This is a genomic window from Gordonia alkanivorans NBRC 16433, from assembly GCF_000225505.1.
Lineage (GTDB): Bacteria > Actinomycetota > Actinomycetes > Mycobacteriales > Mycobacteriaceae > Gordonia > Gordonia alkanivorans.
In genome coordinates, this window is record NZ_BACI01000097.1 from 202526 (window position 1) to 228511 (window position 25986).

Sequence of the window (25986 nt, forward strand, 5' to 3'; positions counted from 1 at the left end):
TCAGTCATCCCCACCGGGACCACTGCCGTCGGAACCATCGTCACCGTAGCGACCCGCGTCCCCGTTCAGGCCGTTGTACCCGCCGCAACCGTTGTACCCGACCTCGCGGCCGGTCACACCGTTCTCGCCGACTCCCGGCTCCCCCGCGCCGGGCTGCCGGGATCCGATGATGCCCGGCAGGGTCGCACCGGTCGGCCGCGTCGCGGCACCCGCCGACCACGCCAGCACGCGATCACGTTCCGCGGGCGTCACGAGCGGACACTCCCCGACCGCGGCATCCGGTCGGGCGGTGAGCCCGTCGAGGAGCGTAACCAGGCGCTGCGCGAGCAGTTCGACGGTCCCCTCGTCGAACAGGTCCGTGGCGTACACCATCGACGCCGACCAGGACCGGTCCGGACGGGCGACCACCGCGACCGTCAGGTCGAGCTGGGCGGACGTGACCGGCGACTCGAGTGGCGCGACCCGCAGCCCCTCCGCCTCGAGCACCGGTGAACCGCTGCCCGCGTTGGTCAGCGTGAGCATGACCTGTGCCAGCGGCGAGAACGCCCTCGACCGGGTCGGGTTCAGACGTTCGACCAGTGTCTCGAACGGCACGTCGGCGTTGGTGAAGGCGTCGAGGTCGACGACCCGGGTGTCCTCGAGCAGTTCGGCGAAGCTCATCGACGGGTCGACCTCGGCCCGCAGGACCAGGGTGTTGACGAACATACCGATCAGCTGATCGATCTCGGCGCGTCCGCGACCCGCGATGGGCGTGGCCACCGCGATGTCGTCGGTCGCGGTGACCCGGGCGAGCAGCACCGACAGGCCCGCGTGCACCACCATGAACGGCGTCATCCCGCGGTCGCGCGCCAGCGCCGAGATCCGCGTCGCGACGTCGTGCGGGATCTCGAAGTCCACCCGCGCACCCCGCATCGACGCCACGGTCGGGCGCGGGCGGTCGGCGGGCAGTTCCAGCACATCGGGAACCCCGGCGAGCTGACGCAGCCAGTACGACAGTTGCCGGCCGACCACCGACGTCGGGTCGTCGACCGCCCCGAGCTCGCGTTGCTGCCACAGTGCGTAGTCGGCGAACTGGACCGGCAGCGGCGGCAACTCCGGCGTGCGGCCGGCCGCACGGTCGCGGTAGGCGGTCACGACATCGGCCAACAGCGGCCGCATGGACTCACCGTCACCCACGATGTGATGCAGCACCGCGAGCAGGACCCACGAACCCTCGCCGCGCTGCCACAACCGGATCCGGACGGGCACCTCGGTGGTGACGTCGAACCCGGCCGACAGCGCGTCGAGAAGCTCGGCCTCCGAGGCACATTCGACGAGCCGGGGCAGCGCGGCCGGACCGTCGGCGTCGTGGACGACCTGCGTCGGCCGGCCGTCGACGGCGGGGAACGTGGTCCGCAGGATCTCGTGCCGGGCGACGACGTCGCCGATCGCCGCGCTCAGGGCCTCGACGTCGAGCTCGCCGCCGAGTTCGACACCGATCGGCAGGTTGTACGCCGCCGACGCCGGATCGAGGCGGTTGATGAACCAGATCCGCTGCTGCGCGAACGACAGCGGGATCTCCGCCGGTCTGGGCTCGACCCGGATCACCGGAGCGCGCAACCCGCCGCGGTGTTCTCCGAGAGCGGCCAGGGCCCGCGGGGTGGGCGACTCGAATACGTCCCGGACGCCGATGTCGGCGTTCAACGCGTCGCCGACGCGCGCGGCCAAGCGGGTCGCCGACAGCGAGTTGCCGCCGAGGGCGAAGAAGTCACCCGTCACCGACACCGCGTCGACGCCCAGCAGGTCGGCGAAGACGGCCACGACGCGCGCCTCGGCCGCCGTCTCCGGGGCCACGAGGTCGTCCGCCGCGATCTCCGGGGCGGGCAGGGCCCGCTTGTCCAGCTTGCCCGTCGGGGTGAGCGGCAGGGCGTCGAGGACCGTGATCGTCGCCGGGATCATGTACGACGGCAACCGATCCGCGAGATGGTCGCGCAGCTCGCCGACGTCGACGGCCGCGGCCCCGCCCGCTTGCGCGTCCGATGTCGGCACGACGTAGGCGGCCAGGGCGGTCGCGACCGACCCGCCCACCCCGAGCACCACGGCCGTCTGGACACCGGGATACGAGGACAGCGCGTTCTCGATCTCGCCGAGTTCGATGCGCAGCCCGCGCAGCTTCACCTGGTCGTCCGAACGTCCCAGGTACTCGAGCACCAGCTCACCTGACGCCGAGCGCACCCACCGGACACGGTCGCCCGTGCGGTACATGCGATCGCCGGGCACCCCGAACGGGGACGCCACGAACCGTTCGGCGGTCAGTTGCGGGCGCCCGAGGTAACCGCGTGCCAGCGAGACGCCGGTGGCGTACAGCTCGCCGGCCATCCCGACGGGCACCGGCGCCAGGCGCTGGTCGAGGACCAGCAGACCGGTACCCGGCACGGGCGCGCCGATGGTCACCGGTCCGTCCGGATCGAGCGGACCGCTGATGGTGACCGCCACCGACGTCTCCGTCGGACCGTAGGCGTTGTGGAACGCGACCCGGTGCGACCACGCGCGGACGAGGGCGGTGGAGACCGCCTCGCCACCCGAGGCGAGCATCCGCAGTGCGGGCAGCTCGTCGGGTTCGACCGTCGCCAGCACACTCGGTGTCAGGAACACGTGCGTCAGCGCGTGCTCGCGGAGGAATCCGGTGAGCACCTCGCCGCCGACGGCCTCGTCCGGCCGGTAGACCAGCGTCGAACCCGAGGTCGAGGCGAGCAGCCACTCGAGCACCGAGGCGTCGAAACTCGGTGAGGCGTAACCGAGTACACGTGAACCCGGACGGATACCGAACCGCTGCGCCTCGGCGACCGCAAAGGCGTGTGCACCACGATGGGTGACCGCGACACCCTTGGGCACACCGGTCGAGCCGGAGGTGTAGATGACGTAGGCGAGCGCGTCGAGACGCGGGTCACCAGCCATGTCGCCCGGGGTGAGCGGACTGCCGTCGACCTCGCGCACCGCCTCGGAGAGGGTGTGCACATCGATCGACTCGACGTCGCCCGGGACGTCGACGCCCGAGTCCGGGCCTCGTCGATCGGACGTGATGACCAGTCGCACACCGGAATCGGTGATCATGTGCGCGATGCGGTCGGCGGGCAGCGTCGGGTCGACGGACAGGTACGCCGCACCCAGCTTCGCCAGGGCCCACTGCCCGACCAGACGGTCGACGGTGCGTCCCACCGCGAGCCCCACCACGTGATCGACGCCGATGCCCCGACCGGTCATCCACCGCGCGAGACGATTCGACCGCTCGTCGAGCTCGGCGTAGGTGAGCGATGCGCCGGTGCCGTCGGTGACCGCGACGATCTCGGCATGCGTGGCCGCGACGTCGGCGAAGACCTCGCCCAGCAGTCGCGGCTCCGGCGCCGCCGGACCGTTCACCGGGGCGAGCTCGGCGGCTGCCGCCGCGTCGAGGAGGGCGATCGTCGAGGTCGGCCGATCCGCATCGTCGACGGTCGTCCGCAGGATCTCGCGCAGCGCCGCACCGAACACGCGCACCTGGTCGTCGGCGAAGGCCGACGGCAGGTACTTGAGCTTCAGCAGCAGGCGGTCTCCCGACGGTGACGACGCGAGGTTGAGCGGATAGTGCGTCGAGTCGTCGGCATCCACGCCGACGATCTGCAGACCGCCGGCCAGCGACGTGTCCGCGGTCGACAGCGAGTCGGAGTCCACGGGGAACGACTCGAACACGGTGAGGGTGTCGAAGAGGGCACCCATCCCAGCCAGCGCGGTGAGGTCGGCGAGGCCGACGTGCTGATGGTCGAGGACTGCGACCTTGTCGGCCTGCATCGCGGCGAGCACGTCACCGATGGCGGCGTTCGGGTCGACGTCGACGACGCTCGGGACCGTGTTGATGAACAGGCCGACCATGCCCTCGACACCGTCGAGGTCGGACGGGCGGCCCGACACGGTCTCACCGAAGGCGACGACCCGGTTACCGGTCATACGCGACAGCAGTACCGCCCACGCGAACTGCAGGATCGTGCTGACCGTGACGCCGCGCTCGCGGGCGACCCGGTTGATCGCGGCCGTCGTCCCGGCGTCGATCCACTCCTCGTGGTTGCGCGGCAACGAGGTGGTCGTGGCCTCCTCGACGCCGGACACCAGCGTCGGTTCCTCGAGCGGCGACAGCACCTCCCGCCACGCGGCGAGACCCGCGGCCCGGTCGGTGGCGGCGAGACGCCGGACGTGATCACCGAAGTCGGTCTCCGCGGCGATGGTGGCCGTGTACGGGCCGACCCCGGCGTACAGCGCGAGCAGGTCCGCGAGGACCAGCGGCCCGGACCAGCCGTCGAGCAGAATGTGGTGGTTGGTCACGATCAGGCTCAGTGTCGTCTCGGAACCGGCGGCGTGCTCGACACCGACGAACCGCATGAGCGGCGGTGCCTCGAGGTCGAACGGCGTGATCCGTTCGGCGTCGGCGATCTCACGCACCCGTCGTGCGACGTCGACGTCGTCGAGACCCGGGTCCAGGGACACCTCGGACCACGGCAGGTCGGCGCGCGGGGGCACGACCGCCACCAGCGCACCACCGGGGGTACGCACATATCCGCTGCGCAGCACGCGATGATGCGCCACCAGTTCCGCTGCGGCCGACCGCAATCGCGATCGGTCGACGTCGCCCCCGAGATGCAGGACGGCCTGGGTGACGTACACGTCCACGCTGCCGGCTCCCGCCGCGGGCACATCGTCGGCGCCCGACGGGTCGCGCGCCGCCATCTGCGACTGGAAGTACAGACCCGCCTGCAGCGGCGTGAGCGGCCAGACGTCCGCACCCGGGAAACGCACCGCGAGGGCGTCGAGTTCATCCTGCGTGACCGGCGTGCCCGGCACGTCCGCCGGCGACCGGCCCGGGTCGCCGACCGTCGCGACGTGCTCTGCGACAGCGGCGAGTTCGGCCGCCCACAGTTCGGCGAGTGCGGTGATGTCGTCGGTGCCGAACAGAGCCGACGGGAACGTGAAGTTGGCAGTGAGACGACGGGCTTCGCCGTCGCTCCGCGTTCCGACGTTGACGCTCAACGGGTTCAGCGCGACCATCGCGCCCGACACCGACGGCGGCATCCCCGGTGCGCTCGGCGCGCCGGTGAATGGGATGACGTCGTGCGCGGGTTCGGCCGCGGGACGTCCGGCTCGGCCGGCGCCGAAGAAGTTGAACCCGATGCTCGGCAGCGGACGCTGGGCCAGCTCGGTGTCGGCGCCGTAGCGCAGCACACCGAATCCGAGCCCGCCGTCGGGTTGCCCGAGGCGTTCTTCCTTGGCCGACTTCACCGCATGGGTGACGTCGGCGGACGGATCGACGGCCACCGGGGCGATCGTGGTGAACCAGCCGACCGTGCGGGACAGGTCGACGGCGCGTTCGCCGTCGGCGGTGACGATCTCGTCCTTGCGACCGTGGCCCTCGACCAGGACCGTCACGGGTGCGACGTCGGCGATGCCGCGCGCGGCCTGCCACGACCGGACCGCCCGTGCGAACGTTCCCAACAGGACGTCGTTGGCGTTGCCGCGGAACGCTTCCGGCACCGAGGTCAGCGCGGCCTCGGTCACCTGCGCGTCGAACGAGTGGACCACCGACACCTCGGTGGCGAACCGGTCCCGCGACGCGTCGAAGTCGATCCCGAGATCAGTGGGCCGGGCCGGGAGCCGCTCGAGCCAGTACGGCAGCTCGGTGGCGCGCCGGTCGGCCTGTGCGCCGACCGCGTGGGCCCACGCCCGCTCGGACGTCGCCTCGGCACGCAGGGCGATCGGCTGACCCGCTGCCCGCTGCGCCCATCCGGTCACCAGGTCCTCGACGATGATCGGCCAGGACACCGCGTCGACACCGAGATGGTGGATCGCCAGGACGACCCGGCCGACGCCGTCGACGTCGGTGACGATGCCCGCCGCGACGAGTACACCGGTCGACGGATCGAGGTGTGCCAGCGCCTCGCCATGCGCGGCGCGCACATCCTCGTCGTGGCCGGGGGTACCCACCGACGAGGCCGAGGACCGCGCGAACACGTACGGCGCTGCGCTCGGGCCATCGGTTCCCGAACCATCTGGGCTCACGCCGGAACCGGCGACGAGTCGCCAGCGGTCACCGTTGCGGGTGAGACGCGCGGACAGCATCGGGTGCACCGCGATGAGCTCGGACAGCAACTCCGACAACGCGTCCACGGTGAGCCCCGACGGTGCATGAAGCACCCGGTACTGCGAGAAGTCCGCGAGATCGCCCGGCTCCGAAGAGTGTTCGATCATCCACGACATCACCGGCAGCAGCGGCAGGTCGCCGTGCGCGCCGCCCGCGGGTTCGTCGAGCGCCGGCAGGCGGTGGGCCTCGCCGGCGACCACGCGGGCCATCGCCCGGATGGTCCGTTGCTCGAAAATGTCTCGCGGTGTCAGCGTGAACCCGGCCGCGCGAACCGCCGAGGCGAGCTGGATCGACATGATCGAGTCGCCGCCGAGCGCGAAGAACGACTGGGTGACCGAGACCCGCTCCAGTCCGAGCAGACCCGCCACGATGCTCGCCAGGGTCTCCTCCGTCGCGTTGGCGGGCGCGACGTGATCGGCGTCGAGCCCCGCGAAGTCGGGGGCGGGCAGGGCGCGGCGGTCGAGCTTGCCCGCGCTGTTCAGCACGACGTCGTCGATCGGCATCCACAGTGTCGGACGCATGTACTCCGGGAGTGCCTGTGTCACCGCGTCGCGCAGGACCTCGAGGTCCACGGTCGACGGCGCGACATAGGCGACCAGATGCTGTCCGCCCCCCGGCGCGTCGACCACCGTCACCGCGGCGTGCACGACGCCGGGCGCGGCCGCGACGACGGACTCGATCTCGCCCAGTTCGATGCGCTGGCCGCGCAGCTTCACCTGGAAGTCGGTGCGGCCGAGGTACTCGATCTCCCCGTCGGTGTTCCACCGCACGAGATCACCGGTTCGGTAGAGCCGCGAGCCGGGCCGGCCGAACGGGTCGGCCACGAAGCGCTCGGCGGACAATCCCGGTTGCGCGGCATACCCGCGTGCCACCTGATCGCCACCGAGATAGAGCTCACCCGGGACTCCCGTCGGGACAGGATTCAGTCGCGCGTCGAGCACATGGGTGGTCGTGTTCCAGACCGGCACGCCGATCGGCACGACCGACGGTGCCCGGGTCACGTCGGCGTAGGCCACCTCGACCGCCGCCTCGGTGGGACCGAACAGGTTCACGATCCGCACGTGTGGCAGCAGCTCGTGGGCACGGGCCACCACCGCGGGCGGTAGCGCCTCACCGGAGGCGAACAGCCAGCGGAGCGTACCCAGGCGCGAGATCGTCTCGGCCGGTACGACATCGAGGAACACCGACAGCATCGACGGGACGAAGTGCACCGAGGTGGCGCCGCTCGACGCGATCAGGTCGGCGATGTAGAGCGGATCGGCGTGACCGCCCGGTTCCGCGATCACCATCGTCGCACCGGTCAGCAACGGCGCGAACAGCTCCGGCACCGAGACGTCGAAGGTGTACGGCGTCTTCTGGATGATCCGGTCACCCACGGTCCAGGGGTACTCGTCGAGTCCCCACCACAACCGGTTGGCCACGGACGCGTGCGAGACGGTGACGCCCTTCGGCCGTCCCGTCGAACCCGAGGTGAACAGGGTGTACAGCGCGTCGTCACCGCGGATCGGCCGCACGCGCTCGGCGTCGGTGACCGGCGGAGTCGACGGATCGATGTCGCGGGTCGAATCGACGACGACACGCTGGATCCCGTCGTCGAGACCGGACAGGTCGGCCGCCACGGGCCGCGGTCCGACGAGGAGGACCCGCGCGGCCGCGGTCTCGACCATGTAGCGCACGCGGTCGCCCGGGGCCGCGGTGTCGATGGGCACGTACTGCCCACCCGCCGCGGTCACCGCGTGGACCGCCACGACCATCTCCACGCCGCGATCGATGCACACCGCCACCGCGACGTCGGGACCGACGCCCAGCGCCAGCAGCTCGCGCGCCACATCTGCGACCCGGGCTCCGAATTCGCGATAAGACAGCTCACGGTCAGCGAAGGTCAGCGCGATCGTGTCGGGATGCCGGGTAGTGCCGGCCTCTACCCCGGCGACAACGGATTCCGCTGCGATGACGATCTCGGTGCCACGGGACCGACGCAGTATGTCCGCAACCTCGGCGGGTTCGAGGAGCGCCGCCTCAGCCACCGGCGCCTCGGTCCGCGCCGTCAGCTGATCGAGGATCGCGACGAACCTGCGGGCCAGCTGAGCCACGGTGTCCTCATCAAAGAGGTCCCGTGCAAACACGAACTCGAGCGGCCAGTCGCCGTCGCGCTCGGGGACGGTGACACCGACGGTGAGGTCGAGCTTCGCCGGCGGGTCTGCGGGCGACATCGGTTCGATGTCGAGACCGGCAACGGAGGCCGGGGCCGTGTCGGCTCCCATCTCGGGGAGAGCCGTCTGACCGAAGGTCAGCATGACCTGCGCCAGTGGTGCGAACGCCTCCGACCGTACGGGGTTGAGTCGCTCGACGAGCGTCTCGAACGCGACGTCGGCGTTGGCGAACGCCTCGAGATCGGTCTCGCGCGCCTGCTCGAGGAGTTCGGCGAACGTCATCGACGGAGCGATCTGCGTGCGGAGGACGAGGGTGTTGACGAACATACCGACCAGCGGGTCGAGGACACGCTGGCCGCGGCCCGCCACCGGCGTCGCAATCGCCACGTCCTCCCCCGCCGACAGACGCGCCAGCAGAACCGCGAGCGCCGCATGTACCACGATGAACGGCGTCGCGTCGGCCTCGCGAGCGAGGTCGCGCACGCGGTCGCCGATCTCGGCCGGTATCGCGGCACCGACCCGGCCGCCCCGCTGCGAGGCGACGAGCGGCCTCGGCCGATCGAACGGCAGCGTGAGCACCTCGGGCAGATCGGCGAGTTTGTCTGCCCAGTAGGACAACTGGGCGCCGATCACCGAGTCCGGGTCGGACCCGTCGCCGAGGACATCGTGCTGCCAGAGCGCGAAGTCGGCGAACTGGACCTCGAGCGGTTCGAAGTCGGGTGCCCGCCCGGCGACCCGCGCGTCGTAGGCGTTCATCACGTCGGCCAGGAGCGGATTCATCGATTCGCCGTCGGCAGCGATGTGATGGACGACCACTGCGACCACGGATCGGCCCGGCTCGACCGGCCAGACCCGCGCACGGACCGGCCAGTCGGCGCTCACGTCGAAGCCCGCGACGATCGCGCTCTCCAGCTCGCGCTGATCCGCCACGATCCCCCAGTCGAGGCGTTCGGCGATCTGCTCGCGCGGATGGATGAGCTGATATGCCGCCCCCTCGACGGAGGGGAAGGTGGTGCGCAAGACCTCGTGGCGGCCCACCACGTCGGCCATCGCCTGGCGCAGTGCGTCGGTGTCCAGAGGTCCGGTCACCTGCAACACCACCGGGATGTTGTAGGTCGGAAGCGACGGATCGAACTGGTTGATGAACCACATCCGTTGCTGTGCGAACGACAGCGGAACGAGTTCCGGCCGTTCGGCATTCGCGACGATCGGGGGCAGCGCCGCGGCGTGTCCGGACACCTCGCCCACCAGCGCACGTACTGTCGGCGCCTCGAACAGGTCACGCACCGAGGTCTCGACACCGAGTACCTCGCCCACCCGGGCGGCGACGCGCGTCGCCGACAGCGAGTTGCCACCGAGGTCGAAGAAGGACTCGGTCACGCTGACCTGGTCGATGCCCAGGACCTCGGCGAACACCGCGGCGACCGCAGCCTCCTGCTCGGTCTCCGGGGCCACGATCTCGCCGACCTCGATCACCGGTGCGGGGAGCGCCGCCTTGTCGAGCTTGCCGACCGGGGTCAGCGGGAGCTCGTCGAGCACAGCCACCGATGCCGGCACCATGTGCGCCGGAAGTCGTTCGCCGACAAATGCTCTCAGCTCTGCCGGATCGACGTCGGCGCCCGTGGCGACCACATAGGCGGCCAGCGCGGTGGCGACCGAACCGCCGACACCGACGACCACGGCCGAGCGGACCGCCGGGTGCTCGGCGAGAACCGCCTCGATCTCACCCAGTTCGATGCGCAGCCCGCGCAGCTTCACCTGGTCGTCGCTGCGTCCGGAGTACTCGATGACCGGGGCGCCGGTAAAATCCTGTTTCCACCGCACGATGTCACCGGTGCGATACATCCGGTCACCCGGGTGCCCGTGCGGGTTGGCCACGAACTTCTCGGCGGTCAGGCCAGGGCGGTCGAGGTATCCGCGCGACAGCGCGCCGCCGTTGACATACAGCTCACCCGCGACCCCGATGGGGACCGGACGCAATTGCGCGTCGAGCACCATCAGGCCCACGCCGGCGAGCGGGCCGCCGAGCGAGACCGGCTCGCCCACCGCCATCGGCGCACTGATGGTGACGCCGATCGTGGTTTCGGTGGGGCCGTACAGGTTCTGGATCCGCCGGAACGGAGCCCAGCTGTCCTTGAGCGCCTGCGGCACGGCCTCGCCGCCGGCATACACGACCCGGAGTGCGGGAACCGCCTGCGGTTCGATGGTCGCGAGCACGGTCGGCGTCAGGAACGTGTGGGTGATCGCCTGCCGCATCATGAAGTCCTGCAGCGGCGGACCGCCGACGGCGTCAGCGGGACGATAGATCAACACGCCGCCGGACACGGTCGCAAGCAGATACTCGAGCACCGACGCGTCGAAGCTGGGCGAGGCAAAGCCCAGCACCCGCGAGTACTCGTCGGCACCCGACCGGCGGATCTCCTCGGCGGCGAAGTTCGCCAGACCCGAATGTGTCACGGCGACACCCTTCGGGCGTCCGGTCGAGCCAGACGTGTAGATCACGTAGGCGACGTTGTCGACCCGCACCGGCGCACGACGATCCGATGCGGTGATCGGCGCGTCGGACAATCTCTCGATCTCGGCGGACAGCGTGGCGTCGTCGAGACGGAGCCACGAGAAGCGATCCCCGGGCAGGGTTCCCGACGCCTCGACGGCCAGGCCCAGGACCGCGCCCGAATCCTCGACCATGTTCGCCACCCGCTCGGCGGGATAGTCCGGGTCGATCGGCACATACCCACCACCGGTCTTGGCCACCGCCCAGATAGCGGTGAGCAGCTGCGCGGAGCGGCCGATCGCCAGCGCGACCAGCTTCTCCGGGCCGATGCCCTGACCGATCAGCCAGCGCGCCAGGCGGTTCGACCGCGCGTCGAGGTCCGCGTAGGACAGCCAGACGTTGTCGGCGTCGACGACGGCCTGGCGCGGTCCCCACTTCGCGGCGGACTGTGCGAACAGGTCGCCCAGGACGACCGGCTCGGTTCCCGCCCCCCCGGTCACGACCGCGTCGGAGTCGGCGATCGACACCGTCTGGCGCTGGGGCTCGGGTTGCGCTGCGGCGCGGGCGAGCTCGGCAACCGACATCGTGTCGCCGAGCGTGATCTGCCGCAGCGGGGTCCGGGGATCGTCGACGGCCTCGGTCAGCAGTCCGACGAGCTGCTCGCCCAGGCGGACCGCGGTCGACTCGTCGAACAGGTCCGTGGCGTAGGTGATGGTGCCTGCCCACTCCTCGCCGCGGCCGGGCTGGGTCATCCCGATGAGCAGGTCGACGCGCGCCGGGGTCTGACCGGTGTCCACCGGACTCACCCGGAGGCCGGCGACCTCCCCCACCGACAGGTCGGCGCCGGCGAGCTCCGGCAGGGTGGACTGGTCGAAGGTGAGCCAGACCTGGGTGAACGGAGCGAAGGCCGCCGACCGTTGGGCACCGGCAGCATCGACGACGATCTCGAAGGGCACATCGGCATTCGCGAACGCGCCGAGATCGGCCTCTCTGGTGGCCTCGAGCAGATCGTCGAAGCCGCGGTCGAGGTCCACGCTGGTGCGAAGCACGAGCGTGTTGACGAACATGCCGACCAGCGGATCGAGCACGCGCTGACCTCGACCCGCGACCGGGGTGCCGATCGCGATGTCATCGGTCGCCGACAGTCGCGAGAGCAGCGCGGCCAACGCCGCGTGCACAACCATGAAGGGCGTGGCGCCGGTGTCCTGGGCGACGCGCGCGATCCGGTCACCGACCTCGGCCGGCACCGTGAAGGAGACGCGTCCGCCGCGCTGGCTGGCACGGGCCGGGCGGGGGCGGTCGGTGGGCACGTCGATCACGTCCGGCAGACCGGCCAACCGCTCGACCCAGTAGGCGAGCTGGCGACCGACAACGGATTCCGGATCGTCGGGCGAGCCGAGCACGTCGTGCTGCCAGATCGCGAAGTCGGCGAACTGGACCTCGAGATCTGCGAAATCCGGGTCGGCATCCGCGGTTTCGGCCAGATAAGCGGTGACGACATCGCTCACCAGGGGCATCATCGACTCACCGTCGGAGGCGATGTGGTGGGTGACGACCGCGAACACGTGCTCATCCGGCGCCACCTCCCAGATCCGGGCGCGGATCGGCCAGTCGCGCGAGACGTCGAAGCCGGCCGACACCGCGGCCTCGATCTCCTCTTGCGAGGAGACCACATCCCAGTCCAGACGCGCGGCGACCGAGGTCGCGCGGTTGATCTTCTGATACGGCGTGCCGTCGGCGGACGGGAACGTGGTCCGCAGCGACTCGTGGCGCGACACCACGTCGATCAGGGCGGCGTGCAGAGCGTCTTCGTCGAGGGAACCGGACAGCCGCAACACCACCGGGATGTTGTAGGCCGACGAGGTGGTATCGGCTTGGTTGACGAACCACATCCGTTGCTGCGCAAAGGCCAGCGGGATGCGTTCCGGACGCGGACTGACCGCGACGATGGGCGCCCGGGCTGCGTCGAGATCGGCGCTGGCACGGGCCAGTTCTCGCACGCTCGGCGCGTCGAACAGATCGCGGACCGAGATCTCGCTGCCGGTGACCTCACCGACGCGCGCGGCCAACCGCATCGCCGACAGCGAGTTGCCACCGAGGTCGAAGAAGGAGTCGGTGACGCTCACGCGGCCGAGGCCGAGGACGTCGGCGAACACGGCCGCCACCGCGGCCTCCGACTCATCGGCGGGCTCGACGTACTCACCGGCGGAGAACACCGGCTCAGGCAGTGCACGACGGTCGATCTTGCCTGCGGTGTTCAGCGCGATGTCCTCGACGGGCATCCACACGCTCGGCCGCATGTACTCCGGGAGCGACGCCGCGACAACGGACTTCACCGCGTCGATGTCGAGACGCTCGCCCGGGGCCCCCGCCACGTAACCGACGAGGTGTTCGCCGCCACCGGGTGCGGTGGCCACCGTCGCCGCAGCGTGCACGACGCCGGGCGCCGACGCGATGACCGCCTCGATCTCACCGAGTTCGATGCGCTGTCCGCGCAGCTTGACCTGGAAGTCGGTGCGGCCGAGATACTCCAGCACGCCATCGGGACGGCGGCGCACCAGGTCGCCGGTGCGGTACAGACGCGAGCCCGGCTCGCCGTACGGGTCGGCGACGAATCTCTCGGCAGTGAGGTCCGGGCGGGCGGCGTAACCGCGGGCGAGTTGGACCCCGCCGAGGTAGAGCTCGCCGGGCACGCCGGGAGGGACCCGGCGCAACCGCGAATCCAACACCACTGCAGACGAATTCCAGACCGGAACGCCGATGGGCACCGTCGGATCATCCGCGGCGACGGAGTGAATCCGCTCGAACGTGATCTCCACCGCGGCCTCGGTCGGGCCGTACAGGTTGAAGAACCAGGCATCCGGCCACAGTTCGCGCGCCGGTGCCGCGACCGCCGGCGGCAACGCCTCACCCGTGGTCGAGACGATCCGGAGGGTGTCGAGCGCGGCGAGCTGTTCGCGGTCGACGACCTCGAGGAACACCGAGAGCATGGACGGCACGAAGTGCACCATCGTCGTGCCGGTGCGGGCGATCTCGTCGGCCACCTGCCGCGGATTGAGGTGACCACCGTCGGCGAGGACGACCACGCGCGCGCCGATCGCCAACGGCGCGAACAGTTCCGGCACCGAGCAGTCGAAGGTGTACGGCGTCTTCTGCATCACGACGTCGTCGGGGCCGATCGGCAGCGCGTCCAGGCCCCACCACAGGCGGTTGAGCACGGCCGCGTGTGAGAGGGTCACACCCTTCGGACGTCCGGTCGACCCGGAGGTGAAGAGGGTGTATGCCGCATCGTCCGGGCGCAGCGGCGCGAGTCGCTCGTCGTCGGACACCGGGGCGGCGGACGCCGCGTCGACGTCCAGCAGCGCCGAGGCGTCGACGGTCATGACACGGACCCCGGCCTCGTCCGCGGCGTTCACCGCGCCGGGTACCCCGTCCGCGTCGGCGACCAGCAGCACTCGCGCACCGGCGGTCTCGTACATGTAGCGAACGCGGTCCGCGGGTGCGGCCACGTCGACGGGTACGTACTGACCACCGGCGGCGACGACGGCATGGATGGCCACCATCATCTCGACCGATCGCGGAACACACAGCGCCACAGCGACATCGGGACCGACCCCGGCGGCTATCAGGGCACGGGCGAGCGTGTTGACCCGGGCCGAGAACTCCGCGTAGGACACCTCACGCTCACCGAAGACGAGCGCGGTCGCGTCAGGAGTGCGTCGGGCCTGCGCGGCCACGGCGTCACTGACCGTCTGCACGGCCGGCAACTCCACGGGATCGCCCCATTCAGCGGTCTCGATCTCGGCCACCGTCGCCGGCGCGACGAAGGGCGCGTCGCCCACTGCGGTTCCCGGCGCCGCGGTCAACGCACCGAGCAGGCGGGTGAAGCGGTTGGCGAACTCAAGGACGGTCGCTTCCTCGAAGAGGTCGGTGGCATAGGTGATCGACATCGGCCATACCTGGCCGACCGGGCGAGACGACACCGTGATCCACAGGTCGGTCTGCGCCATCGCGGCCACGTCATCGTACGGCGTGACCGTCAGTCCGCCGGCCTCGCCGAGAGCTTCGGTCACCGACGCGGCCGGGTCGAAGGAGAAGATCACCTGCGCCAGTGGAGCGAACGCCTCGGAGCGAACCGGGTTGAGTCGGTCGACGAGGGTCTCGAACGGGATGTCGGCGTGAGCGAAGGCGCTCAGGTCTGTCTCGCGAACATCCGCGAGGAATTCCTGGAACGACCGGCCACCGTCGACGCCGGTCCGCAGGACGAGCGTGTTGACGAACATGCCGACCAGCGGATCGAGCACTTCCTGGCCTCGACCGGCGATCGGCGTGCCCACCGCGATGTCGTCCGTCGCCGAGAGTCGTGCGAGCAGAACTGCGAGGGCAGCATGCACGACCATGAAGGGAGTCACTCCACCCGCACGGGCGAGATCGGCGACAGCACTGGCGACATCGGCCGGGATGTCGACGCCGACGCGCGCACCACGACCGGATGCGACGGCGGGCCTCGGCCGATCAGCGGGTAGTTCGAGGACGTCGGGCAGGCCTGCGAGCTGAGTTGTCCAGTAGGCGAGTTGACGAGCAACCACGGATTCGGGATCGTCGACCGAGCCGAGCACCTCGTGCTGCCAGATCGCGTAATCAGCGAACTGTACAGGGAGCGGGGCGAATTCGGGCTGCTGACCGGCGGCCCGCGCGGTGTAGGCGGTGACCAGGTCGGACACCAGCGGCGACAGCGACTCGCCGTCCGCGCCGACGTGGTGCAGGACGATGGCGAGGATGTGCTCATCGTCGGCGACGGGGTACAGACGGGCACGGATCGGCCATTCGGAGGTGACGTCGAAGCCGGCGGTCGCCCCGTCGACCAGGTCGGCCTCGGAGTCGACGACAAGCCAATCGAGGTGCTCGACGACCGAGGACTTGGGATGGACGAGTTGATATGGCACACCGGCCTCGTCCGGGAACGTGGTTCGCAGCACCTCGTGACGAGAGACCACATCCACCAGTGCCGCACGCAGTGCCTCGACATCGAGGCCACCGCGCATCCGCAGGACCGCGGGGATGTTGTGCATCGCCTCACCCGGTTCGAACCGGTTGATGAACCAGAGCCGTTGCTGCGCAAAGGACAGCGGGATCCGATCCGGCCGCGGCGACACTGTCGTCACTGGTGGAAGATCTGCGCCGCGATCAGCCACTGCGGCGACGAGTTCCCGCACCGACGGCGCATCGAATACGTCGCGGACGGTCACTCGGGTACCCAACGCGGCCGCGACCCGTGACGCCAGGCGGGTCGCGGACAGCGAGTTACCACCCAGGTCGAAGAAGCTCGTCGTGACGCCGATCGCCTCGAGACCGAGGACCCCGGCGAACACCTCCGCCACCTCGGCCTCGAACTCATCCGCCGGTGCGACGAACTCGGCGGCCGATGCCGCGACGAGCTCGGGCTCAGGCAGTGCGCGTCGATCGATCTTGCCTGCGGTGTTGAGCACCATCTCCTCGACGGGAACCCAGATGGTGGGCCGCATGTACGCCGGAAGCGATCGGGCCACGACGTCCCTCACCGCATCGAGGTCTACCCGTGATCCGTAGGCCCCTGCCACGTAGGCGACGAGGTGTTCTCCGGTGTCCGGTGTCGAGTACACCGTCACGGCAGTGTGCACGACTCCAGGTGCGGTCGCGATGACCGACTCGATCTCGCCCAACTCTATGCGCTGTCCGCGCAACTTCACCTGGAAGTCGGTACGACCCAGATACTCCAGCTGCCCTTCTGTATTCCAACGCACCAGGTCACCGGTGCGATAGAGACGTTCTCCGGTCCCGCTGAACGGATTGGCGACAAAACGCTCGGCGGTCAGTCCCGGCCGTGCGGAGTACCCGCGCGCGAGTTGCACTCCGCCGAGGTACAACTCGCCCGGCACGCCCGCCGGTACGCGTTGCAGCCGCGCATCGAGAACGAATGTCGCGGTGTTAGGCACCGGTACGCCGATGGGCACGACATCCTCGCCCGGTTGCACGTGGTGGGCGGTCACGTCGACCGCAGCCTCCGTCGGACCGTAGAGGTTGTGCAACTCGTTGCCCGGTAGCGCGGCGAGCAGCGATCGGGCGGCCGCCACCGTGAGCGCCTCACCAGAGGTGAATGTCAGTCGCAGCGACGCGAGGTCACCCGTCCTGTCCCCGAGAACGTCGAGGAACACCGACAGCATCGACGGCACGAAATGAATGATCGTGACCCGTTGTGTTCCGATCAGATCGGCGAGGTACTCCGGGTCGCCGTGCCGGCCGGCATCAGCAATCACCAGGGTCGCTCCGACCTCGAACGGAAGGAACAGTTCCCACACCGAGACGTCGAAGGTGATCGGCGTCTTCTGCACGAAGACGTCTGCCTGTCCGATCGCGTACCAGTCGCGCATCCAGTCCAGGCGATTCACGATCGCGCGGTGCGAGACCGTCACGCCCTTCGGCCGACCGGTCGCACCGGAAGTGAAGAGGGTGTAAGCCGGGTCGTCACCGCGGATCGGTCGGACCCGGTCGGCGTCGGTGATCGGCGCGATGTCCGACCCGGGGTCGCGAGCGGTGTCGACGGTGACAAAACGGACGTCGTCGAGGCCGGACAGATCGGTGTCCACCGGGCGCGGTCCGATGAGGACGATCCCGACGCCTGCGGTCTCGAGCATGTAGACGGCGCGATCACGCGGCGCGGCGGTGTCCACCGGCACGTAGTGCCCGCCGGCCGCAACAACGGCGTGAATAGCCACCAGCATGTCGATTCCGCGGTCGATGCATACTGCCACCGGCACCTCGGGTCCGACACCGAGGCCTAGTAGTTCACGCGCGAGACCTGCTACGTGAGAGTCGAATTCGCGATAGGTAACCCGTCGGCCGCCATGAACCACCGCGATGCCCTCGCGGGCGGCCCGTCCGTGTCGGCCCAGGGCTTCGGTCAAGGATGTGACCGGCATCGCCAAGTCGATACCGCGCGAGCGCGCGAGTATCTCGGTGACTTCCGCCGGTTCGAGCAACGTGGCCGTAGCCACAGATGCCGAGATGTCGGTCACGAGCTGTCCCAGAAGGCCGACGAACCGTCGGACGAGCCTGGTCGCCGACTCCTCGCCGAACAGATCACGGGCATAGACGATCTCGAGCGGCCAGTCGCCCGCACCTTCCGGAGCCGTGACGCCGACGGTCAGGTCGACCTTGGCAGCTGGGTCGGGGTCGGTGACCGGTTCGATGAGCAGACCGGCAACGGAAGCGGAGGTGGTGTCGGTGGCCAGTTCCGGAATGGCGGTCTGTCCGAAGGTCAACATGACTTGTGCAAGCGGGGCGAAGGCCTCGGAGCGCACCGGGTCGAGTCGTTCGACCAAGGTCTCGAAGGTGACGTCGGAGTTGGCGAAGGCTTCGAGATCGGTCTCGCGGACCTGCTCGATCAGTTCGGCGAAGCTCATGTTCGGTCGGACCTCGGTACGCAACACCAGGGTGTTGACAAACATGCCCACGAGCGGGTCGAGCGCGCGCTGGCCGCGTCCGGCGATCGGCGTCGCGATCGCGATGTCCTCGGTCGCCGACAGGCGCGCCAGGAGGACCGCGAGCGCGGCATGCACGACCATGAACGGGGTGACGCCCGCGTCGTGAGCGAGAGCGCGAATTCGTTCGCCGACGACTGCGGGGATCGTCTCTCGCACGCGTCCGCCGTGCTGCGAGGCGACCAGCGGGCGGGGACGGTCGAAGGGCAGTTCCAGGGCCTCGGGAAGGCCTGCGAGTTTGCCCGTCCAGTAGGCCAACTGCCGGCCCGTCACCGAGGTGGGATCGGACCCGTCGCCGAGAACCTCGTGCTGCCACAGGGCGAAGTCGGCGAACTGCACCTCGAGCGGCGCGAACGCGGGCTCCACGCCGTTTGCCCGGGCCTCGTAGGCCGTCAGCACATCGGTCAGCAGAGGCCGCATCGACTCGCCGTCGGCGCCGATATGGTGCAGCACGACGGCCAGGACGTGCTGGCCGTCGCCCGACTTCCACAGGCGGACGCGAATCGGCCAGTCGACGGTGACATCGAACCCGGACATCACCCGGATCAACTCTTCCTCGGAATCGACGACGGCCCAATCGAGTTCGGCGTTGACGCGCTCCACGGGCGAGACCCGCTGATACGGCAGGCCGTCGTACTCCGGGAACGTCGTCCGCAAGACCTCGTGGCGGATCACGACGTCGACGACCGCGGTACGCAACGCGGTCACATCGAGGTCGCCCGTCAGGCGGACGACCACGGGGATGTTGTAGGTGACGGAGTCCGGAGCGAGGCGGTTGAGGAACCACATCCGCTGCTGAGCGAAAGCCACCGGGACCCGCTCGGGCCGCACGACATGCGCGGTCACCGGCGTCAATCCGGCACCACGGCGCGCCAGCGCGGCGGCCAGTTCACGGACGGTCGACAAGTCGAAGATGTCGCGAACCGAGACCTCTACACCGAGATGATCCGAGGCGCGTGCCACCGCCCGCATGGCAGACAACGAGTTGCCGCCGAGATCGAAGAAGGACGTGTCGACCGACACCCGGTCCACCCCGAGCACGTCGGCGAACACCCGTGCCAGGCTCGCCTCGGTCTTGGTGGCCGGTGCGACGAAGTCGTCCGAGTCGACGTTGATCTCCGGGATGGGTAGCGCGTCGCGATCGAGTTTGCCGTTGGCGGTGAGCGGGAACGACAGCTCCTCGACGACCATGTCCGGGATCATGTACTCCGGGAGGCGCCGACCCACTGTGCGACGTGCCTCGTGGAGATCCATGTCGTGGGAACCGTCGGAGATCACGTATCCGATGAGTTGCTCGCCGCGCCTCGGGATCTCGACGACTCTGGCGGCTGCCGCACTCACACCCGGCACCGACAACAATGCCGCCTCGATCTCCGCGAGTTCGATCCGGTAACCGCGGAGCTGCACCTGCGCATCGCCGCGCCCGAGGTACTCGATGTCACCGCCGACTCGACGCGCCAGGTCCCCGGTGCGATACATCCGGGTCCCGGGCTCACCGTGTGGAGCCGCCACGAAGCGGGCCGCGGAAAGGCCGGCCCGGTTCAGATAGCCTTGCGCCAACTGGCCGCCGGTCACGTACATTTCGCCGACCACGCCCTCGGGCACCGGCCGCAGACGATCATCCAGCACGTGGATGCTCAGCGACGACAACGGACGACCGATGAAACTCGCGTCGTCAGCAGTCACTGTCTCCGGTTCCAGCGGCCGGAAGCTGACGTGCACGGTGGTCTCGGTGATGCCGTACATGTTCACCAGCTGCGTGGTCTCCGCCGGATGATCGTCGAACCAGCGACGCACCTGCTCGAAACTCAGTGCCTCACCACCGAACACGATGTATCGCAGCCCGAGCGCCGTGCGATTCCGCCGGCGCGCCTCCGCCAGCTGATAGAACGCCGACGGTGTCTGACTCAACACCGTGACCCGTTCGCGGGCCAGGAGTTCCAGGAACTCGTCCGGTGACCGCGCGAGGTACCGGTCGACGACGATGAGCCTGGCTCCGCTCAGCAGCGGACCCCACAACTCCCACACCGAGAAGTCGAAGGCATAGCTGTGGAACAACGTCCAGACATCCGCCTCGGAGAAGTCGAAATCGCCTGCAGCGGTGTCCATCAGGGTCACCACATCGCGGTGGGTGACTTCGACGCCCTTCGGACGACCAGTCGACCCCGACGTGTAGATCACGTACGCGCGCGACTCCGGATGGATCGCCACCTGGCCCGGCGACGTCTGGTGGCCCTCTCGGACGAGGTCCTCGACCGTCACCACCGGGGTGGAGTCCAGTTGGGTCCAGAGTTCGGCTTCGGCAGTGGTCTGATCGGTCACGACCACAGACGGCGCTGCATCGGCGACGATGAATCGCAACCGATCCACCGGGTTCGTCGTGTCCAGCGGGAGATAGCCTGCACCGCAACGCAAGACACCGACAATCGAACTCACCAGGTCCACCGAACGAGACGGTGCCACCGCCACCAGATCACCCGCGCGTACACCGCGCGCCTGCAGCGCCGCAGCGATCGCGGACGACCGCGCATCCAACTCGGCGTAGCTGAGCGTTGTCTCACCCGCGGTCACCGCACGACGATGCGGATGTGCCGACACCGTCCGGCCGAAGAGGTCGACGAGGGACGCACCCGCGTTGACCGTGTCGGTGGCCGGGAGCGGCAGGGCGGCGAGTTCGGCGATCTCCGAGTCGAACAGCACCGGGACGTCACCGGTCGCGATCGCCGGGTCGTGGACGCAGGCGGTCAGAACCGCGACGAACCGATCGGCCAGACGGGCGACGCTCCGCTCGTCGAACAGATCGGTGGCGTACTGGATCACCGCGGGCCAGGGCTGTCCGGGTCCGGCGGTCCCGATCCCGAACAACGCATCGACCTTCGCGGTCAGCTGCGGCACCTCGACGGGCGTGACCCGCACGTCCGCGACCTCGCCACCGGCCAGACCCGACCCCGCCAACTCGGGGACCACCGACTGGTCCAAGGTCAACCAGACCTGGGCAAGAGGCGCGAACGATTCGGACCGAACGGGATTCATCCGTTCCACCACGGTTTCGAACGGCACATCCGAGTGCGCGAACGCGTCAAGATCCACGTCACGGACGCGCTCGAGAAGCGCCTCGAACGAGTCGCCGGAGCCGACGGCGGTCCGCAACACCAGGGTGTTCACGAACATACCGATCATCGGGTCCAGCTCGGCCCGCCCGCGACCGGCGACAGGGGTGCCGACTGCGACGTCATCCGTGGCCGCCATGCGGGACAGCAGGACCGCCAGCGCCGCATGGACCACCATGAAGGGGGTGACTCCCGCGTCACGCGCCAATTCGCCGATCCGGTTCGCGACGGACGCCGGGATCTCGAAGGCGACACGTCCGCCGCGCCCCGATGCCACCTTCGGCCGCGCGCGGTCCGCCGGTAGTTCCAGCACGTCCGGTAGTCCTGCGAGTTGTTCCGCCCAGTAAGCCAATTGCGTCCCGGCCACCGAGTGCGGGTCGGTGGGTGACCCGAGCGTGGCGTGCTGCCAGATCGCGAAGTCTGCGAACTGCATTGCCAGGGGGGTGAACTGCGGCTCACGGCCGCGGACACGAGCCGAATAAGCGGTCACGAGATCGGCGACCAGCGGACCCATCGACTCGCCATCGGCACCGATGTGGTGCAGGACGACCGCGAGCATGTGCTCGTCGTCCGCGACCGGGTACAACCGGACCCGGATCGGCCAGTGCGACGTGACGTCGAAGCCGCCGAGTGCCGCCGTCCACATGGCCTCTTCGGAATGGACGACTGCCCAGTCGAGGCGTGATCCGATCTCCTCGACCGGCGCGATGTCCTGATAGGGCTCCCCATCGCGTTCCGGGAACGCGGTCCGCAGGATGTCATGCCGGGCCACCACATCCATGACTGCGGCATGCAGTGCTGCGACGTCGAGCGCCCCGGTGAGCCGCATGACCACCGGGATGTTGTACGTGGGCGCGTCGGGTTCGAGCCGGTTGATGAACCACATCCGGATCTGGTCGAAGGACAACGGGATGCGGTCGAAGTGCGCCGTCCGTACCGGGCTGTCCACTGTGGTCGCCGCGTGCCCGGCGCGCACGCCCAGAACCTCGGCGAGGCCGCGCGCGGTCGGCGCGTCGAACAGGTCGCGCACGGTCACGGCGACGCCGAAGGCGTCGGACAGTCGCGCCACGACGCGCATGGCGGAGAGTGAGTTGCCACCGAGGTCGAAGAACGGTTCGACGACCGACACCCGGTCCACGCCGAGGACCTCGGCGAAGGTCTCGGCGACCCCGGTCTCGTCCTCGGTCTCCGGCGCCACGTACTCGGCGGCCGCGAACTCTGGTTCCGGCAACGCCTTTCGGTCGATCTTGCCCGCGCTGTTGAGTGCGATGTCGTCGAGGACAACCCAGACGGTCGGGCGCATGTACTCCGGCAACGCGTCGGCCACGACACCCTTGACGGCGTCGAGATCGATACCCGAGACCCCGGCGGGCCCGGCGATGTAGGCAACCAGATGCTGGTCCCCGGTGGGTGCGTCGATGACCGTGGCGGCGGTGTGCACCACCCCGGGCGCAGTGGCGATCACCGCTTCGATCTCACCGAGCTCGATGCGCTGGCCACGCAACTTCACCTGGAAGTCAGTGCGGCCCAGGTATTCCAGGACCCCGTCGCGGCGTCGACGGACGAGATCGCCGGTGCGGTAGAGGCGTTCGCCACGACCGAAGGGACTGGCGACGAAACGCTCCGAGGTCAGGTCCGGTCGGGCGGCGTACCCGCGTGCCAACTGAACGCCCCCGAGGTAGAGCTCACCCGGGACACCGGGCGGCACTCGCCGCAGTCGGGAATCGAGCACCACGGACGACGAGTTCCACATCGGTATGCCGATCGGCACCGACGGATCCTCGGAATGGACCGCCTCGATCCGCTCATAGGTGATCTCGACCGCAGCTTCGGTCGGGCCGTAGAGGTTGTAGAACAACACCTGCGGCAACCAGTCGCGCACCCGGCCGGCCGACGCCGGTGGTAGAGCCTCGCCGGTGGTGGAGATGATGCGCACCGATTTCCAGGCCCGTACCCGCTCCTCACCGGCGACCTCGAGGAAGACCGACAGCATCGACGGCACGAAGTGGACCATCGTCGCCCTGGTCCGACTGACCTCGTCGGCGACATAGACCGGGTCCAGGTGACCGTCGGCTTGGAGGATGACCATCGACGCGCCGACCATGAGGGGCGCGAACAACTCGGGCACCGACACATCGAAGGTGTACGGGGTCTTCAGCACCACGCGGTCGACGGTGCCGATGGGCAGTTCGTCCAGGCCCCACCAGAGGCGGTTCAGCACCGCGGAATGGGAGAGCGTGACACCCTTCGGACGTCCGGTGGACCCTGAGGTGAAGAGGGTGTAGATGGCGTCGTCGCCGCGGATGGGACGGACGCGTTCGGCATCGGTCAGCGGCGGCGTGGACAGGTCGACCGCCGCGTCGGCACTGATCGCGTGCATCGTCACGAGGTCGCCGAGTTCGGCGACGGCGGGCGGGGTCCGGTCCCCGCTGACGAGCACCACTGAGAGACCTGCTGTCTCGACCATGTACCGCACGCGTTCAGCGGGCGCCGACGTGTCGATCGGAACGTACTGTCCGCCCGCGGCGACCACCGCGTGAATCGCGACGACCATCTCCACCGAGCGCGGAATACACAGGCCCACTGCGGTATCGGGTCCGACGCCCAGGTCTCGCAGCGTCCGGGCGAGCGTGTTGACCCGCGCGCCGAACTCGCCGTAGGACACCTCGCGCTCGCCGGCGATGAGCGCGGTGCGACCGCTGTCCCGGATGACCGTCCGCATCACCGCGGCATCGACAGAAACGACATCCGGCAGCGTCACATCCGGGCCCTGCTCGAACCCGCGGACCGCGGCGACCTCGTCGGGCGACATGAGTCCGACGTCGAGGACTCCGATCGCCGGGTTCGCGATGAGGTCCGAGAGGAGACGCAGGAACCGTTCCCTCAACAGGACGACAGTCGACTCGTCGAACAAGTCCGTGGCGTAGACGATGGAACCGCGCCACGGCTGGCCGGCGGCAGCGGCCGCGAGCCCGATGGTCAGGTCCACCTTCGCCGGGGTGACTTCGTTGTCCACGGCTTCGACGGTCAGACCGTCCACCACGACCGCGCCCAACTCGCCACCGAGTTCCGGCAGCGTCGCCTGGTTCAGGGTGAACAGGACTTGAGCCAATGGGGCGAAGGCCTCGGACCGGACCGGGTTGAGGTGGTCGACCAGACGCTCGAAGGGCAGGTCGGCATTGGCGAAGGCATCGAGGTCGGTGTCGCGGGTCTGCTCGAGGATGTCGAGGAAGGTCGCGGCGGGATCGACACGGGTACGCAACACCAGGGTGTTGACGAACATGCCGATGAGCGGATCGAGTTCGGGCTGACCGCGCCCGGCGACGGGTGTCGCGATGGCCACGTCGTCGACCAGCGACGTACGGCTCAGCAACACCGCCAACGCTGCATGGATCACCATGAACGCGGTCACCCCGTGCTCGCGGGCCATCCCGTTGATCGCGTCGCCCAGTTCCCCGGGGACCTCGACAGGCAGGTGCGCACCGTGCTGACTCGCGACAGCCGGCCGCGGTCGGTCGGCGGGTAGATCGATGACCTCCGGAAGGCCAGCGAGCTGCTGTTCCCAGTACCGGAGTTGTTGCGACACCGGCGAAGTCGGATCACTGGCGTCGCCGAGAACTTCGTGCTGCCACAGCGCGACGTCAGCGACCTGCACGTCGAGAGCGGAGAATGCGGGCGTTTGTCCGACGCAGCGGGCTGAGTAGGCCGTCAGTAGGTCGCGGGCCAGAACCGGACGCGACTCACCATCCGACGCGATGTGGTGCAGGACGATCAAGAACACGTGTTCGTGGTCACCGGTCCGCGTCAGTCGCGCACGCATGGGCCAGTCGATGGTGACGTCGAACCCCGTTGTCGCCGCGGCGTAGAGATCGTCAGTGGTCCCGACCACGGCCCAGTCGATCCGGCCGTCGACCTCGTCGGCGGAGTGGACGACCTGGTGTGGCACCCCGTCCGCGGACGGGAAGGTCGTACGGAGAACTTCGTGGCGACGGACGACATCGGCGAGTGCGTCGCGTAGCCCCGCGTCGTCCAGATCGCCACGCAGCGTCAGAGCGATCGGGATGTTGTAAGTCGCCTGTCCGGGGTCGAGTTGGTTGATGAACCACATCCGCTGTTGTGCGAAGGTGAGCGGCAGACTCTCCGGACGTGGACGGTACGCAGCCACCGGTGGCAACGCTCGCCCGCGCCCACCTGCACGGCCGACGAGTTCCCGCACCGTCGGCGCGTCGAACACATCGCGCACCGAGACATCACGCCCCAACGCATCCGAGACACGCGAGGCCAACCGCATCGCCGACAGCGACGTGCCGCCGATGGCGAAGAAGTCGTCGGTCGCACCGACACGATCGACGTCGAGCAACCCGGCGAAGATCTCGGCGACCTCGGTCTCCTGGCCGTAGGCCGGCGCCACGTACTCACCCGCGGTGAACTGCGGCGCGGGGAGCGCGCGACGATCGACCTTGCCCGAGGTGGTCAGCGGCATCTGGTCCAGGACCATCCACGTGGTCGGGACCATGAACTCCGGGAGCCCGCGCCGCGCAACGTCTTTCACCGTGTCGGCGTC

At 69.3% G+C, this 25986-nt stretch carries 1 protein-coding gene (running past one end of the window); it reads right to left on the minus strand.

Annotated elements, in window-relative coordinates; translation table 11 throughout:
- Positions 1-25986, minus strand: partial view of a non-ribosomal peptide synthase/polyketide synthase gene (locus GOALK_RS23160; RefSeq protein ID WP_157139169.1) — the 3' portion only. It continues 16077 nt past the right edge of the window; the window shows 25986 of its 42063 coding nt (coding positions 16078-42063); its start codon lies off the right edge, out of view; its stop codon occupies positions 1-3.